A 14655-nucleotide genomic window follows, 5' to 3' on the forward strand; every position below is an offset into this window, starting at 1 on the left:
GAGCGCTATTTCGTGGGCAGCGAATCGTGGCTGACCAGCGCTTCTCGCGCCGACAGCGTGGGCCCGGGGACCATCTGACCGACGATCGCCCATGGCGCGAGGCGCGAGGCGCCGCCCAGTCCGAGCACGTTCGCGGTGGCCGCGTCCGGAATGCCGTAGCGCACGCCGGTATCGGCGATGTAGAACAGGCTGTCGCGGCGCGGGCTACCCGGCTCCATGCCGGTCACCTGCACGAACTCTCCTGAACCCGGCGGGATGTAGGCCGCGTCGACCCGGTCGCCCGCGCCGTCGGAGGTGGACACCTCGACGGGTTTCGCGGACTCCGCGATCGGCAAACGGGTGCCGACCAGCAGGCTGACCGCCGCGCGCTCGCCGGGGCCGTCGCCCGTGTTGTCCTGGCCCTGCCCTGGAGCGGCGCCCGGCGACTTCGCCCAGGCCACGCAGGCGACGGGCGCGTCCTCGGCGGGCAGAATCCTCGGGGCACGCACCGGGAAGTCGTCGACCGGCAGTTGCCGGACCACCGGAACCCGTTCCAGCACATCGGGAGGCATGGTCGCGATCTCCCGCATGCCGTGCGAATCGGCGTACCTGATCACCTGCGCGGTGAACGGCGACACCGGCTGCAAACCGTCGGCGAGCACGACGTACAGCGCGGCACCGCCGTCCGGCCCCACGCCGGACACCGAGATGACGCCGCCGACCGGGATCTCCGACAGCGGGCCCGGCCCCCGCTCCCCCGCCCGGGGGATCTGCGGCGGAGCCAGCGCGGGAACCTGCGTCGTCGCGCCGAGCAACCCGGTGCCGACCGGACGGGGCCGCTGGGGGCGCAGGTCCAATGCCCTCGCCATCACCGAATTGGCGGGGTCCACCTCGGCGCGTTTGCCGTCGTAGACCAGGTAGGTCTTGTTGTCGCGCCGGACGAGCAGCGCCTCGTCGTGATTCGAGGTCCGGATGCGGTCCGCGAGCGCGGGGTGGCCTGCGATCACCGTCGTCGTGCCACCCGATGATGCGGCGGCGCTACCGCCTTCGGACAACGGAATGGTCTCGCACAGCGACCACTCCGAATTCTTGCCCTGCGTGGAACCGGGCAGCGCGCTCGGCGCGCCGGGAATGCCGAGCAGCGGCCCGCGCGGCAGATCGCCGAGCTTGTCGTCCTTCACCGCGTGCGGCTCGGCGTCGGCGCCGGTGATCAACCGCGCGGACGCGAGATTCAGCACCGGGTGCAGGGTCTTGTTGCCGTCCTGGCCCTGTACCACCACGTACAGCGCGCCGCTCTGCTTCCCGGAGACGATCACGGCGTCGCCGATCGCGCCCTGCGGACGCAGGAAGGCCAGGATCGCGGCGCCCGCCACCACGAGCACGCCGAGCACCGCGCCGACGAACAGCGAGCGGATCTGCGAACGCATCGGATCGTGCAACATGCGCACGTCGCGACGGACCAGCGCGTGATCGAGCCTGCGCAACAGGAATCGGTATCCATTGACCTGAGCGCGGGTGGTCAGCTGTGCAGGCACATGGTCTCCATCGAGCTATCGATCACCATTCTCTTCGACACGGTACCGTAATTCACCGACGGCCCTGAACCGATGGAATCCGAAGCCGATCAACGGCGGCCGTACCGAGGCGAAGCAGGGACAAACAACTGTGCACGAAACGATGAACGGCGAGGCAACCGATAGTGAAATAACGGATGCGCCTGCGCCGAGAAATCAACGCCGATCGGACTATGACACACTGCGCGATCCGGAATTCTGGTTGTTTCGCATTTTTCCCTTGCGCGTGACAGTTCCCGTCTCGATATCGGCCGCCGCGGTCGCGTGGATCGTTCTCGCCGTCAGCCATTCGATCTGGGGTGCGATCGCCGCGGGCGCGGTGGTCGCGCTGGCCGTTCTCGCGCCGCTGCGCGGACACACGCCCGCCGAACGCCTCGGTAGCGCGATCGCCCGCAGACGTCCCGGACTGCGCCCGGCCGAACGCCTCACACAGGCTCCCGCCCTCGACGTTCCGCTCGCCGAGGGCGGCGGTTACGGCGTGCGCTGGGACGGCGATCTGCTGCTCACCATGCTCCGGATCGATCCGCCGCCGGACACGCTGACGCTGCTGGACCGTGGTTCGCTCAGCACCGACCAACTGCTCCCGCTCGCCGAGATCGCCCGCTGCCTCGATCAATTCGATCTGACCCTGGCCGGCATCGACGTGGTGAGCACGGGCGCGCGCACGGCGGGCACCGGCGTAGCCGCGCAACTCTACGACCGCATCCTCGGCCCTCTGCCCGCCATCGCGCACCGCACTTGCTGGCTGGTGCTGCGGATGGATCCGCTGGCCAACGCCGAGGCGGTCGACAATCGCGGCGGCGGTGGCAGCGGCGCGCTGCGCACCGCGATCATCGCCACCCGCCGGGTCGCCAACCGGCTCGCCGCACACGACATCGCCGCGTCCGTGCTGACCGCCACCGAGATGAACACAGCCGTGCGCCAGCTCACCCACGGCTTCGACGTCGACCAACTCGCCGAGTCCCCGAAAACGTTGGAGTACCAAGGCCGTTACCTCACCCAGTACCAGATCGCGGCCGACATGATCGGCCCACGCGGACTGGCCGACATCTGGGCGGTGCCCAGCTTGTCCACCACGGTGACGTTGCGCTTGCGGCCGGGAGCGGGCCGCCACGATCGGCGCACCGATTTCGCCGACACCGTTGTGCTCAACGCCGTCGTCCGCTTCGACACCGTCGCACCGCCCGAGCAACCACCCCTGCCAGGGTTGCGCGAGCTGATCGGCAACCAGCTGCGAATCCTGTTGGACACCTTGCCCATCGGTTACGCAGGCCGTTGGGGCAGCGACATCGCCTATCGCGGCACGCTGGCCGCGCTCACCGAGTTCGCGGTGCCGACGGCGGGCTGCGGCCAGCTCATCGGCGCCGACGAGCGCGGGCAGGGCATCGCGGTGCCGTTGATCGGCGAGGGCACCAGGCACCTGGAGGTGATCGGCAACCTGGATCTCGCTCAGCAGGTGATCCTGCGCGCCACCGCGCTCGGCGCGCATGCCATCGTGCACACCGCCAGGCCCGAGGCGTGGCACACCATGGTGGCGAATCTCGGTGCACCGCATGTGCTCTCGATCGCTCCGCGGGCCGCGGGCGCCAGCTACCATCCCCCCGCTCCCCCGCCGCCTCCCGCCGCTCCCTATCCGAGCACGACGGTGCTGGTGTTCGACGGAATTCCGCCGATCGCACACGCGGGCGGCGCGACGATCGTGCACGTGCGGCGGCCGGACGATACCGGCAGGTCGGTCGACGCGGACGTCACGCTCATCCAGGATCCGGACGCGCCCAATCGGATCACGGTGCGCACCGCCGCGCGCAGCGCGACCGTGCTGATGGTCACCACACCGGACGAGATGCACTACATCGGCGAGTCGCTCGCGGCCCGCTGACCGCACACGAAACGGCCGGCTGGAACCCTTACCGTTCCAGCCGGCCGCTGTTCGTCGCTACCCGCGATCAGAAGGCGGCGAAACCGTCGCCGACCTTGCCGTCGGCCTCGATGGCGCGGTTCAGCGCGTTCTCCACCTTGACGCCCAGGTTGTCCAGCTTCTGGAGGGTGTCCTCCAGCTCGCCGGTCAGATCCTTGTGCGCCTTGGTGAAGTTCGCGACCGCCTGCTCACCCTGCAGGTTCTGCTGGAACGCGGCTGCGGCGCCGTTGAGTTCGTCGATCTGCGCCTTCATGTTGGAACCGTACTGGTTCAGGTCACTGACCATCTCGGTGATGGCCGGGGAGTTGTACTTGATGGTCATGGTTGTCTCCTTCTGCTGAGAGGTTGGTGATCCGGCTGGACGGCATCACCGTCCAGCGGTCACGCCAGACCGGCCTGGTCGGAGCCGACGATGGTGTTCTTGCCGGAGGTCACGGCCTGCGAGAGCCGGTCCAGCTTGCCGTTGAGCGCGGTGACCTCGTCGTGCCAGTCGTGGGCCGCGGTGTTGAACTCGCGGTGGGCGTCGCCCTGCCAGCCGCGCGCGACGGCCTGCACCGACTCGTCGATCTGGTTGATCGAGGTGCGCAGCGTCGAGATCGAGTCCTCCATGCGGCTGACGACGCTGTCGATGCCGCCTGCCTCGACACCGTAGGTGTTCCCCGAGCCGTCGCCGAGAGATGTGTAAGCCATTTCGTTGATCCTTTCGTCAGAACTTGTATGGGTGCGGAGATCCGGACGATCTCACCGAGCAGCTACTGAGGCAGCCACCTCCCCCCGGGCAGCCCTTCCAGCAACGTGGCGACCGCCTGAGTCACCCGGTGGTCGGTGCCCGTCGTGACCGTCGACCAGAGCTGCTGATCCGGCGCGACCATCGGGGCGACGACGATGCGGCCGCGGCCGGTGTCGTACACCACCACCGCGCCGGGCGCCCGGCTGGTCAGCCCGTCTCGATGGGCGTAGGCCACGATCTCGGCGTAGGCGCGGCAGGAGCCGAAGGCGAGGCCGAGCACGGCGGCGTCGCGCTCACCGACGCCAAGGGCGTACACCGCGTCGGCGTAATCGCCGGAGCCCTCGGCCGCGTCCATCCGGTCGGCCAATTCGCTCGCGAGCGTACTGAATCCGGCGATCTGCGCGGGTTCGCACGAGCCGAGCGCGGCAAGCAGTGGACGAGTCAGTGCGGCGTCCGAGCCGTCGGCCCAGGTCGACGTCACCTCGAAGCTGTCGCCCGAGCGGACGGCGAGCGCGTGCTGTTCGCCCCGGCGCGCCAGGCAGAAGCGGCGAGCGCCGTCCTCGGTGTAGACGCGGGCGACGAGTTCGCGGTCCGGCTGCGCCAGGACGAACAGCGCACCGGCCAGGTCGGATTCGACTTCCCCCTCGGCGTCGAGCAGGCCGTCACCGATCAGGCCGGACAGCGCACGCTCCCGCGCGGCGCGATACTCCTCGATCGAATCCTGTTGCGGCCCGACCGAAAGCACCAACGGCAAGGTTTGCACACCGAGCCGCTCGGCGACGACGAGCAGCGCGTCGTTCGTCAGCGACGTCACGGCGCACCTCCCGTCTCGGCACCGGTCTCGCTCGGCGCGACGGCGTGCGTCGCGGGTTCGGCGCCACCAAGTACCGCGGGCGCGGCTTGGATGCCACCCTCGAAGCCGATCTGATCGCTCGTCTCCGTGGGAAGGCCGGCGCGCGGGAATCGTGCCGCGTCTTGTGCGGGCCCGGCTTGCCCCAGCGCACCGGGAACGAGCGGAGCGGGCTGCCCACCCGCGTTCACCGTGGCCGGGGTGGCGCGCGGGACGACCTCGGCCGTGGCGGCCGACTGCGCGTACACCGGCGCCTGGTACGCGGTGGGCACCCGCGGCATCGCCGGGATGGGCGCCGTCCCGATCGGCATCGCACCGATCGGCGCCGCACCGCGCGGCATCCTGGCCGAATTCGCGGCCTCGGCCGATCCCGCGGCCTGTTCGGCGGCCAGCGCCTGCTCCGACGCCACGACGGGCGGTTCCTGGTGCTGCCACGGCAAGGCCAGTGGCTCGGTGGCCATCTCGTAGTTCCGCATGACCCGCGAGGCCATCGCCTTCGCCGCGTCCTGCTCGGCGTCGGTGTCCGCCGCGATCGCGCGGATCGGCGTACCGAGCATCCCGGTCATCGACTCCAGCATCCGTTGGACCTGCTGAAGGGTTTCCAAATCGGCGGTGTTCGGCATCGCCAGCCGGGCGATCTCGTACGCGGCGACCTGGGCCTGGAACCGCGTGGCGTTGGCCGCCGCCGCGGCGGCGGCGTCGGACAGCCAGTCCCGCAGAGTCGTGATCTGTCGCAGCACTTCGTCGCTGCGTCCCGACTGCCAGGCCCCGCGCACGTCCGCGAGAACCTTCTCGTACTCGACCACAGCGGCGCCGAACGACGCGGCGAGGCGCGACCACGCGGCGACGGCCTCGGCCATCGGCACGGCGCCCGGCCCCGTGGTGAGGTCGCGCGCGAGCCGCTCGGGCGGGCGCGCGGTCCACACCACGCCGGTGAAACCTGGCTGCGGTGGTTCGATCATTGCCGCGGAAGACCTTTCGGTTGCTCGACGACGGTCAGGCCGACCGGCCGCCCGTGGTGTCGAAATCGGCCGTGTTGGCCGATTCCATGCCGTCGAACTGGTTCGAGTGCAGCCGCAACGTGGCCGCCAGCTTGCGCAGTTCGTGCACGCTGGCCTGTGCGCCGGCCAGGTACGACGACGCCACGTCGTTCGCCGTCCGCGCGGCCCGGCCGGACACCTCGTCGGCGCCGGCGGGGACGACGGTCAGCGCTTCCTCCGCGGAGCGCAGATCCGACGCCAACCGGTCGGCCAGCGCGTCCAGCCCGGACGACGCCTTGGCCGCCGTGACCGAGTCGAATCGCACGCTGTCGTACACCTGACCCCGCCCGTCACTCATAAGACCCTCCTGTGTACTGCTCGGCACTCGCGTCAGAGCGTGAGTTCCTTATCCGGCGGTGGTTCCGATGTCGCGTCGGCCGCGCCGACCACCGGCAGCGAGACCCCCTCGATCCGGCCGACCACTTCGTCGCCGTGCTGACCGGTGACCATCTGGCCGCGCAGCGCGTCGGTGGTCGATTCGCCGTCGCGGGCCAGGCCCGCTCCCGCCATGCCCGCGCCGCCCATCGGCATATATCCGGCCCCGGTTCCGGTCCCCGCCGCGGCGGTACCCGCGACGGTGGTCGACACCTCGGACGACGTTCCGGTACCAGCGGCGCTCGCACCGCCGATGCTGCCGAGCGACCCACCGGCCACCCGGGTCCCCGGCCAGGGGTTCAGCGGGGCGGCGGCCGCGGCGATCGCACCCGGGCCGCCACCGCCGATGCCACCCGCGCCGCCTGCGTGCTCGCCTTCCTCGCCTTCCTTGCCTTCCCCGGGTTCACCCGCGCCTTCGCGCGCGCCGGGGGCGCTGATCGGTTTCGGCGCCAGCAGCGAAGGATTGGCGGCCGCCAACTGCCCGAGCGACTGCGCTACCTGACCGGCCGTGCTGACCAGCGGCGTGATCATGCTCATAAGCTGGGTCAGCTGTTCGGTCGACTTCACTCCCGTCGGCGCGTTCGTGATCGGCACCTTCTGACCGGCCTGCGTCATGCTCGCACTGTGGCCGACCATCTCGGCCTTGGTCTTGGCGGTGATCGCCAGCGCCTCGGTCATCGCCTCGATCGCGGACGCGACGAGGAAACCCTGCCCGCCCGGCGAAGCCGCGAGCAGCGGCGCGAAGGCCATGGTGGTGGAGAACTTCGCCAGCACCGCCGACATCAGGCCCGCGCCGGTGAAGACGCTGCCCGCCGCGCTGCCGAGCACCGACTTCTCCTGGGTGCTCTGCGCCGCGAGCTCGTTCGCGTCGGTCTGCGCCGCACCGGCCTTCTTCGCTGCCTCCATCGCCGCCATGCCCTGCCAGACCGACATCAAGGTCTGCACCAGCGACGAGCCGACCTGCATCACCGTCTGCATCACGGTGGACACGTTCTGCAGCAACTGCGTCGGGTCGGCCGGAGGCGCGGGCGCGGCGGTGGCACCGGCCGGTGCGGGCGCGGGCGCGCCGAGTTGACCGGTGCCGAACGCGGAGGCGAGATCGGTCAGCGGGCGCATGAGCGCGCCGAGATCGATCGTCGGCAGCGGCGGCAGCTCCGGCAGCTGCACGAAGGCAGGCATCTCCGGCAGATTCGGTAAACCCATGCTGCGCAGAACGTCGTTCACCGGCAGGTCGAGCATGGGCGCGAGAGCGCTGCCCCGCAGCAATTCCAGGATCGTGGGATCCAGTGGATCGGCGCCGGATGGCGGAATGGCTCCCGGCGTGGTCATGACTGCGTGCGGATGGCTCCGATGGCCGCGCCCGACGCAGTGTCCGTGCCCTCGTAGGTGGCGGCGGCCTGATGCGCCGTCAACGCCGTACCCGCGTGCACGGCGGCGAGCTGCGCCACCGACGACAGGTGGTTGGCCTGGGCGAAAGCGTACGAGACAAGGAACTCCTGGCCGATCAGGCCGAACACCGGGACCACCGCGGCGACCGTCGCGGCTTGGTCGGTCGCGGCGATCGCCCCTACTCCGGCGGCCATGGCCGCCGATTCGCTTCCGTACACACGCAGCGCATCCGGGACTACTTCAATGTGGCTCATGATCATCGTCCAATCCCGAAACATCCCCCGACGTTTCGTATTCAACTTTACCTAGCGAAGACCGCGTATCACGATCCCGTCGTGGTTAACATCCGGTGACTACCCGGTGGCCTCCTCATTGAATGCGGTGATAAGTGCGCCGCGCTTCGCAAAAGCCTTGTGCGCGGCCGCTCGCGCGGTGTCGACGACCGTTTTCTCGAACTCATCCGGTGAAAGTTTCGACACCGCGGCGGAAAAGCTGAGTCCGATCAACGCGGCGTTGCCGTCCACCTCCGCGGTCACCGCGCCGTCGGGCGATGTCTCTGCTACCCGGATCCCATTCATGGCGTCATTGAGATCGGTGAGCCGGTAGAGCTGATTCTGTACCCGAGCGATGAGCTCGTCCATTGTTTCGACCATGCCGACCTCACGAATTCCGTTGCCGCTCAAACCGATCGCAGCCAGCTCTGCGGTTCGGTGTCGTACTCTTGCTCGTCGATGATCTCCTGCGTCGCCACCTGCTGTTCGGTGGGCAACCCGGTCAGCGCCAGCATCTCCGAGGTGAATCCCAGTTGCCGCAATTGCGCCCGCCGCGCCAGGCCCGCGCGGTTCGCCGCCTGTTTGCACAATCGCAGGACCTCGCCCGCCAGCGCCTCCGGGTCGCGGCGCAATTGATCGGCGTCGACCTTGACGCCCAGCGGCAGACCCATTTCGGTGGTGCGCACCGAAATCGAGCCGGTGAGCGAAGTAGCCACGAATTCGGCAGGAAAATCGCCCGGGTTCCCCTGCTGCGATGCGGTCATCGAAAACCCCCTCGGAGAATCGAGATCGAAAACGGAACGGCGCGCATACGACCGATCACATCCGCTCGTCTTTGATGGCTTGGACGACTTCGGCGATCCGCGCGTTGATCAATTCGGTCAGTCGCCGGACGTCCGCCGCGAGCACTGTCGGCGGGCTGCCCGGCACGATCGCGTAACGCCCGTCGTCGACGAGATCGCGCCAGGCCAGGTGCGCCCGGGTGATACCGCGCGGACCGAACCGTGAATGCCCTTGCTCCACCACGATGGTGCCCACCGTGGCGGCGGGCGCGCGATCGAAGGACTCGCTGCGGCCAGCCGTGCGGTCTTCGACGTCGTTCACCAGGGACCGGCCATAGGAATAGTCCAGCCCGTCGCCGCCCGGCTCGATGAGATCGAAGGCGGACCCGCGCCCGGCGTCGACCTTCGGCAATGCCTCGGCCACGCTGTGGCCGAGCGACAGGACGTCGTGTTCGGCGACCGTGAATCCCTCGGTTCGGCGTTCCGTTCCCGGCTTCTGGGTCACCAGGAACGCGCGATCGCCCTTGCGGCCGGCGAGCATGCGGATGGCGCCCTTCGGGTTCCGCGCGTCCCGGCCGTCGATCCCGCGGATCACCAGCCGGATGTCGGGAACCGTGAGCACGTCCATCAACTCCTCCAGCGCCCGGCCCCAGCGGGCCTGGATCCGCTGCCACGCTTCGGCTTTCTGCCTGCGCGCGTCGTCGTAATATGTCGTGCCGCTGAGGTAGAAGAACGGATCCGGCAGGCTCTCCTTCGCCGCGTGCCATGCCGCGGCGAATTCGAGACCGGAGAACTCCCACGTGTCGTTCATTGCTCGACAACGGGTTTCGCTACCACGGGCGCGTCGCCGAGCGCCTCTTCCAGATGCTCGGTGGAATCCAGGTAGTCGGCGCGCTTGTGCTCCTTCTGCTGGCCGCCCTGGGCGGCGCCGGGACCGCCCATCGGCATGCCGGGGCCGCCCATCATGCCCTGGCCCGCCGCCAGACCCGCGCGCCCAGTGGCCGCCGCGGCGACCGCGTTCGTCGCCCGCGGGAACAACTTCGAGGCCTTCTCCAGGTTCTGGTTCGCGGCCGACTTCGGTGCGCCGGGACCGCCCGCCGAACCACCGGGGCCGCCCGCACCCTTCGCCAGGGCCGACTCGAGTTTCTTCGTCGCGTCGGACAGATTCGGCATGCCCGGCAGGCCCGCCAGCGCAGCCTGTTGCGCCGCTTGCTGCGCGGCGCCGGCAGCCTGCTGCCCCATCTGCTGCGCCTGTTGCGCGATCTGCTGGGCTGCCTGCTGCGCCTGTTGCGCCAGCTGCTGGGCGGCCTGCTGGGCGGCTTGCTGCGCGGCCTGCTGTTGCTGTTGTTGTTGCTGTTGCTGCTGTTCGGCGGCGCGGCGCTGAGCGTCCAATTGCGCTTGACGCTGCGCGTCTTCCAGTGCCTTCTGCTGCTGTTCGGCCTGCCGTTGCGCGTTCTGCATCGACGCCAGTTGCGCGGCGCTGGTCCCCGGCCCCGGTGCGGCGCCCGGCCCGGGACCGCCCGGTCCTGGCCCCGGCCCCGGCACTCGGCCGGTGGTCGGCGGGATCGGATCCGGCAGTACCGCGATGACCTTGTCGGTCTCCTCTACGCCGGGGACGTAGGCCGCTTGCATCGCCCTGACGTAATTCCGGACCGCGGCCTCTTCCTTCCGCTGCCGGTACGCGTCGTCGGTCTCACCCGAGGTTCGTGTGGGCGGATAGTCGTCACCCTGCTGGAGCAGCACCCCGGTGGTATACAGCCATTCCGACACGTATTCGAGGCTGTCGCCGATCAGCTTCATATTCGTATTCAGCTGATCCGTGCCGGTGCCATAGGCGGTGATCGCTTGGCGCGCTCGGTCCGCACCGCCATTGTTGTTCGGACTCGTCCAGCTCGACCTACTGGTCGTCATCTGGTTGGTGAGGATGTCGAACGTTTCCTTGAGTTCTCCGGCCAGCCACCGCCAATCCGACGCGGCTTGAGCGACCTTGATCGGCATGGTCGGACTGCCCCCGGTGATCGACGAAATGATCGTCTGATATTGGGAATACGTGAAGTTCTCCGGGTCGTCCGCACGCACGCCCCGCGGTTCGAATTTCACATCGCCCGGATCGGCCAGACTCGTCGGCAATCCGTGGTTCTCCTCGGGCTTTCGGTTCCCGACCTCATTCCAATCCGGATGCGCGTAGGTGTTTCCGCTGCCGTCGCCAGCGGTGGTCAAACCGGCGGGATCCCAGCGCTTCGAGAGGTTTTCGGTGATTCCCCTGTGTTCACCCACGCGGCGCTCCAGCGCGGCGAAATCGACCCTGTTGTCTTCCTCGGTGCCCCGGTAGTGCCTGGCCGCCGCGAAGAAGGTATCGGTCAGATCGTCGAGGATGGTGATGTGGTCGTCCAGAATGCTGCCGAGTTCTTTTCCCTTTTCCGAGAAGCGAGAGGCGAGCGCCTGGGCCGATAGCAACACATCGGCGAACGGCGGCAGCGAATCGATCTTGGATAGCTCCTTTTTCACCGAGGCGACGCGGACGCGAACTCCGTTCGCCGCGTTGATCAGAGCTTCGAGTGTGCCGGGCCGCAGCTCCAAGGTGCCGTTCTGTGCCTCGCGGGACAGGCTGCTCCATGGATTCGTCTCAGACATGCCGCGCTCTTTCCGTCTCGACGATTCGGAAGGCTCCCGCACCTGTTGTCATCGCTGGGAAGCGCACTGGATGAGCGCCGACGCTCCCGGGAGATACGATGCCGAAGTCCGATCCCGGAGGCAGAGACTCCGACCCGCACAACTGAATACCTCCCCGACGTGGGCGTCGACGATATGCGCGCCACGGCGCGGCGTCCCGTTCGCCCCCGCGTACGGGATCACTCTCCTGCGCCCGGCAACTCATACGCTGACGACCCTCCTCATCGCTGGCGTGCCGTGAACGGCTGTGCGCCACACGTCAATATGGCAGCCGGTTCTTACGGCAGACCGAATATTGTCTTACGACGCACCAACGATTCTATGGTGAGTCGGTTCGCCGACGCATGTACAGACCCGAATCCTGGTGGCCCCTTCGCGCCGCTCCCCGCCCCGGACCAGCCGGTTTCCGCTGCGGCGCAGACGAGACACGAAGATCAGGACGCTCCGACCGCGCCGTGCCGATTCCGGAACCGCCGCTCGAACTCCGCGCGGTAGACCGATGGCGCCACCGAGGACGAAGACCGTTCCAGCACACCGTCGTCGGCGATGTAGTAGATCGCCCGGCCGATCGCGATCTCACCCGGCTCGACCGGGACGTACACCATCCAGCCCACGCTGATCCGATCGGCGCGCAGGTCCTCCAGCGAATAGTTCGCGAGATCGGCCCCGCTGTCCCGGATGAACCGCTCGACCCGGGCGAGCGCGTCCTCTCGCGACATCGGCCCCGGCGCCGTCATGGTCACCCCGGCCATGGTCAGCTGGAAGAAAGCGCCGTCCACGTCGAATCGTTCGTCGTCATCGAAGACACCGGCGAGGGTGTCCCGCGTGACCACACCGGCCTCCGCGGCGGACACCAGCGCGCCGACGGCCGCGCGCCGACGCGCGTTCGCGTCGTCGCCGAGCAGGCTGCCGACGATGTCCACGACCGTCTCCGAACTCCACACACCCGGCATCGCCTCGGCGAACCGGGCGGGTCCCGGTGACGCACCGCGGTACCAGCGGCCGTTCTCCCACCAGTAGCAGAACGACAGCAGACCGCTGGTGCAGCGGTGGTTCAACACCTGTCCCGCCACCCATTCCGGCGCGCCCGCGTACAGATCGGGCAACTGGAGGCCGTCGTTGTAGGCCGCCGCCAGTTCCGGGGCATTCCACACCCCGCCGGACAGCACGGCCCGCCCGCCGGGCAGCGCGTACAGCGAACAACCGCTGCGCTTGGCTCCCTCGAACCAGCTCACGGAAGGTAGCAGCCTTGGGCCCCATGGTGATTCGGCCGCGACGAACGCCGCGGCGAGCACGGCCCACCGGGCGGCCATGATGGGGAACGGAGGCAGCTCGTCCTCGGACGGCACAGCCCGCACGCCCGCCTCCCGATCCGCCCGCGCCTGCGCCGCCGCCACCTGCGGCGGTCGCGACTGACGGTCACCGTGACCGACGTAGGCGCCGAGCCAGACCGGCAGCGAATCCCGGGGAAACGCCGTGAGATCAGCGAGATAGACCTCCGGGGGGAACAACTGCTCGTCCGGAAACGGCTCGTCGCCGTAGTCGTAGTCGACCTCCATCCGGCCGTCGCTGGTCAGCGTGAAGAGCAAACGCCACCAGGGCCCGTCCTCGAGCCCGGCCGCCAGCTCCCGATGCTCGCGGACCAGCGCCACGATCCCGGGTTCGGGAGTCACCCGCGCGGCGCGCTCTCGATCGTCGGAGTAGACGGCCAGCGCGACCTCCGCGGCCACCGTCAGCGCGAACACCGCGTCGACCCGCCGCCAGCCCTGCGGACCGCCCGCGGCCAGCTCCCGGGCGACCTGGTGCATGAGCGCCTTGGCCCGTTCGGCGACATCTTCGACCGGCGCCGCCTCGGAGAGGGTGAAGCCGACATCGGGCTCCTCCGTAGCGACCTCGTGGCCCTCCGTGGACTGGTGGGCTACCGCTTCGGCCGGCACCTCGACCGCGGACGGCGACAGGTGCGGCTCGTCAGCACCGTGTTCTGGAGCAGCACCGAGCTCGTCGCCGGTCGCCTGGCCGCCTGGTCTGGTCACGTCGCGGAAATCCCCTCATCCACCGCATCGGAGCCGGCGTACACGCCGCGATGCCTGCTCTGCTCGTCGTTCATCCTCATACAGCGCCGGTCCGCGCGGTGCTCGTCACGGCTCCTGCCGCAGGCCCAGTAGCGGCAGGTCGAGCTTGCGATTCCCCGAACGCTCGTTCCACCCCGTATAGGCCAGGGCAGTGGGGGCGTCGATGCCGAACCCGTCGCGCAACCCGGTGACGACCATGTCCGCCAGGCGGCGGTATTCGGTCGTGGGACTCGGCCACGGCAGCTCGGTCCACCAGTTGTTGTGGCTCGTGTCGCGTTCGCGCCAACCCGATTCGGCGATCAACGCACGTCCCGCGGCGCCCGCGCGCAAGGCGGGGTCGAGCCATTCGTCATCGACCAATTCGGCCTCGAGCGCGTCATCGAGCTGGAGGAACTGGGCGTATCGCCGCCGCGGTCCGGTATCGGACTCGACCAGCTTCACGATGGAACCGGCGCGCAGCGCGGCCAGTTCCACGGCCAGACCAGCGGCGAAATCTCCCCACCCGGTCAACTCTGCTCCTGCTGCTCCAGCTCGACGGCCTGATCGTGCAGTTCGAGCCAGGAATTGGCGGTCGAGGACAGCTGAACCGAGCGGCCCAGGTCCGCCACCACCAGTGTCGTTTCCGGCCCCGCCCAGCGGACCTCCGCCGTGGCGCCAGGAACCCGGGTGGTCGGTTCGCCCAGTGCGCCGGTCAGCGCCGCGACCATCGCCACGAACGCGTCCCTCGACCGTGCCCTTCCGTCCGCGTCGTCCGGGGCGAAATCGGTGACGCGCAGCTTGATGTCGACGATCAGGCCGGCACGTCCGTGAATCTTTCCGCTGGCCATCCCGAATCCGGCGTCCAGCATCGCCCGGTCCGGATGGGCGGTCAGCACTTTCCAGCCGAACGCCTCGGCCAGCCGCGGCACCGCGTCCATCGGCTGGGAGCCGTCCAGCGACCGCAGGCCGGTCGCCAGGTCGACGATCTCGCTGTCGGTCAGCGCGCGCCATTCGGTCATGGG

General features: G+C 69.1%; 16 protein-coding genes. 1 reads left to right on the forward strand and 15 read right to left on the reverse strand.

Annotation, left to right across the window (positions count from 1 at the left end):
• Positions 1–5 precede the first annotated feature (5 nt).
• Positions 6–1514 (reverse strand): type VII secretion protein EccB, encoded by a 1509-nt coding sequence (eccB, locus tag ACIA5H_RS04320; protein ID WP_397073821.1) that lies wholly within the window; start codon positions 1512–1514, stop codon positions 6–8.
• Between the two features lie 265 nt (positions 1515–1779).
• On the opposite strand from eccB, the gene eccE reads away from it, so the two are divergent.
• Complete coding sequence (gene eccE, locus ACIA5H_RS04325; protein WP_397073823.1) at positions 1780–3432, forward strand: type VII secretion protein EccE; 1653 nt, start codon at positions 1780–1782, stop codon at positions 3430–3432.
• Positions 3433–3499: 67 nt separating this feature from the next.
• Here eccE and ACIA5H_RS04330 read toward each other — a convergent pair whose 3' ends face one another.
• From ACIA5H_RS04330 to ACIA5H_RS04395, 14 genes are all read right to left on the reverse strand, one after another.
• Entirely contained in the window at positions 3500–3793 is a 294-nt protein-coding gene (locus tag ACIA5H_RS04330) for a type VII secretion protein EsxR (protein ID WP_356964767.1), read from the reverse strand.
• Positions 3794–3852: 59 nt separating this feature from the next.
• On the reverse strand, positions 3853–4161 hold the full coding sequence (locus ACIA5H_RS04335; protein WP_355076182.1) for a WXG100 family type VII secretion target: 309 nt from the start codon (positions 4159–4161) through the stop codon (positions 3853–3855).
• A gap of 62 nt (positions 4162–4223) precedes the next feature.
• A complete protein-coding gene (locus ACIA5H_RS04340) occupies positions 4224–5015 on the reverse strand; it encodes an ESX secretion-associated protein EspG (protein ID WP_397073826.1) in 792 nt (263 codons plus the stop codon).
• Positions 5012–6013: a PPE domain-containing protein gene (locus tag ACIA5H_RS04345; RefSeq protein WP_379251997.1), complete on the reverse strand. Its 1002-nt coding sequence runs from the start codon at positions 6011–6013 to the stop codon at positions 5012–5014. The genes ACIA5H_RS04340 and ACIA5H_RS04345 overlap by 4 nt, the downstream gene beginning before the upstream one ends.
• A gap of 34 nt (positions 6014–6047) precedes the next feature.
• The gene (locus ACIA5H_RS04350; RefSeq protein ID WP_379251996.1) at positions 6048–6389 is read right to left on the reverse strand and encodes a PE family protein; all 342 of its coding nucleotides are present in this window, start codon (positions 6387–6389) and stop codon (positions 6048–6050) included.
• A 32-nt stretch (positions 6390–6421) separates the two neighbouring features.
• Positions 6422–7795, reverse strand: coding sequence for a hypothetical protein (locus ACIA5H_RS04355; RefSeq protein WP_397073829.1), 1374 nt, complete (start codon positions 7793–7795; stop codon positions 6422–6424).
• The gene (locus ACIA5H_RS04360) at positions 7792–8109 is read right to left on the reverse strand and encodes a type VII secretion target (RefSeq protein ID WP_397073831.1); all 318 of its coding nucleotides are present in this window, start codon (positions 8107–8109) and stop codon (positions 7792–7794) included. The genes ACIA5H_RS04355 and ACIA5H_RS04360 overlap by 4 nt, the downstream gene beginning before the upstream one ends.
• A gap of 99 nt (positions 8110–8208) precedes the next feature.
• Complete coding sequence (locus ACIA5H_RS04365) at positions 8209–8496, reverse strand: YbaB/EbfC family nucleoid-associated protein (protein WP_397073833.1); 288 nt, start codon at positions 8494–8496, stop codon at positions 8209–8211.
• A 38-nt stretch (positions 8497–8534) separates the two neighbouring features.
• Positions 8535–8891 carry a hypothetical protein gene (locus ACIA5H_RS04370; RefSeq protein WP_379251992.1) on the reverse strand — a complete coding sequence of 119 codons (357 nt, stop codon included), beginning with the start codon at positions 8889–8891 and terminating at the stop codon, positions 8535–8537.
• 55 nt (positions 8892–8946) lie between these two features.
• Entirely contained in the window at positions 8947–9720 is a 774-nt protein-coding gene (locus tag ACIA5H_RS04375; protein ID WP_355076166.1) for an ESX secretion-associated protein EspG, read from the reverse strand.
• Entirely contained in the window at positions 9717–11543 is a 1827-nt protein-coding gene (locus tag ACIA5H_RS04380; protein ID WP_397073836.1) for a hypothetical protein, read from the reverse strand. The genes ACIA5H_RS04375 and ACIA5H_RS04380 overlap by 4 nt, the downstream gene beginning before the upstream one ends.
• Positions 11544–12016: 473 nt before the next feature.
• Positions 12017–13615, reverse strand: coding sequence for a hypothetical protein (locus ACIA5H_RS04385; RefSeq protein WP_397073838.1), 1599 nt, complete (start codon positions 13613–13615; stop codon positions 12017–12019).
• A 105-nt stretch (positions 13616–13720) separates the two neighbouring features.
• Positions 13721–14164, reverse strand: coding sequence for a TY-Chap domain-containing protein (locus ACIA5H_RS04390; protein ID WP_355076160.1), 444 nt, complete (start codon positions 14162–14164; stop codon positions 13721–13723).
• A complete protein-coding gene (locus ACIA5H_RS04395; protein ID WP_355076159.1) occupies positions 14161–14652 on the reverse strand; it encodes a DUF6301 family protein in 492 nt (163 codons plus the stop codon). The genes ACIA5H_RS04390 and ACIA5H_RS04395 overlap by 4 nt, the downstream gene beginning before the upstream one ends.
• Between the last annotated feature and the right edge of the window lie 3 nt (positions 14653–14655).

Source organism: Nocardia sp. NPDC051900 (assembly GCF_044452545.1).
In the GTDB taxonomy this organism is placed as follows: domain Bacteria; phylum Actinomycetota; class Actinomycetes; order Mycobacteriales; family Mycobacteriaceae; genus Nocardia; species Nocardia sichangensis.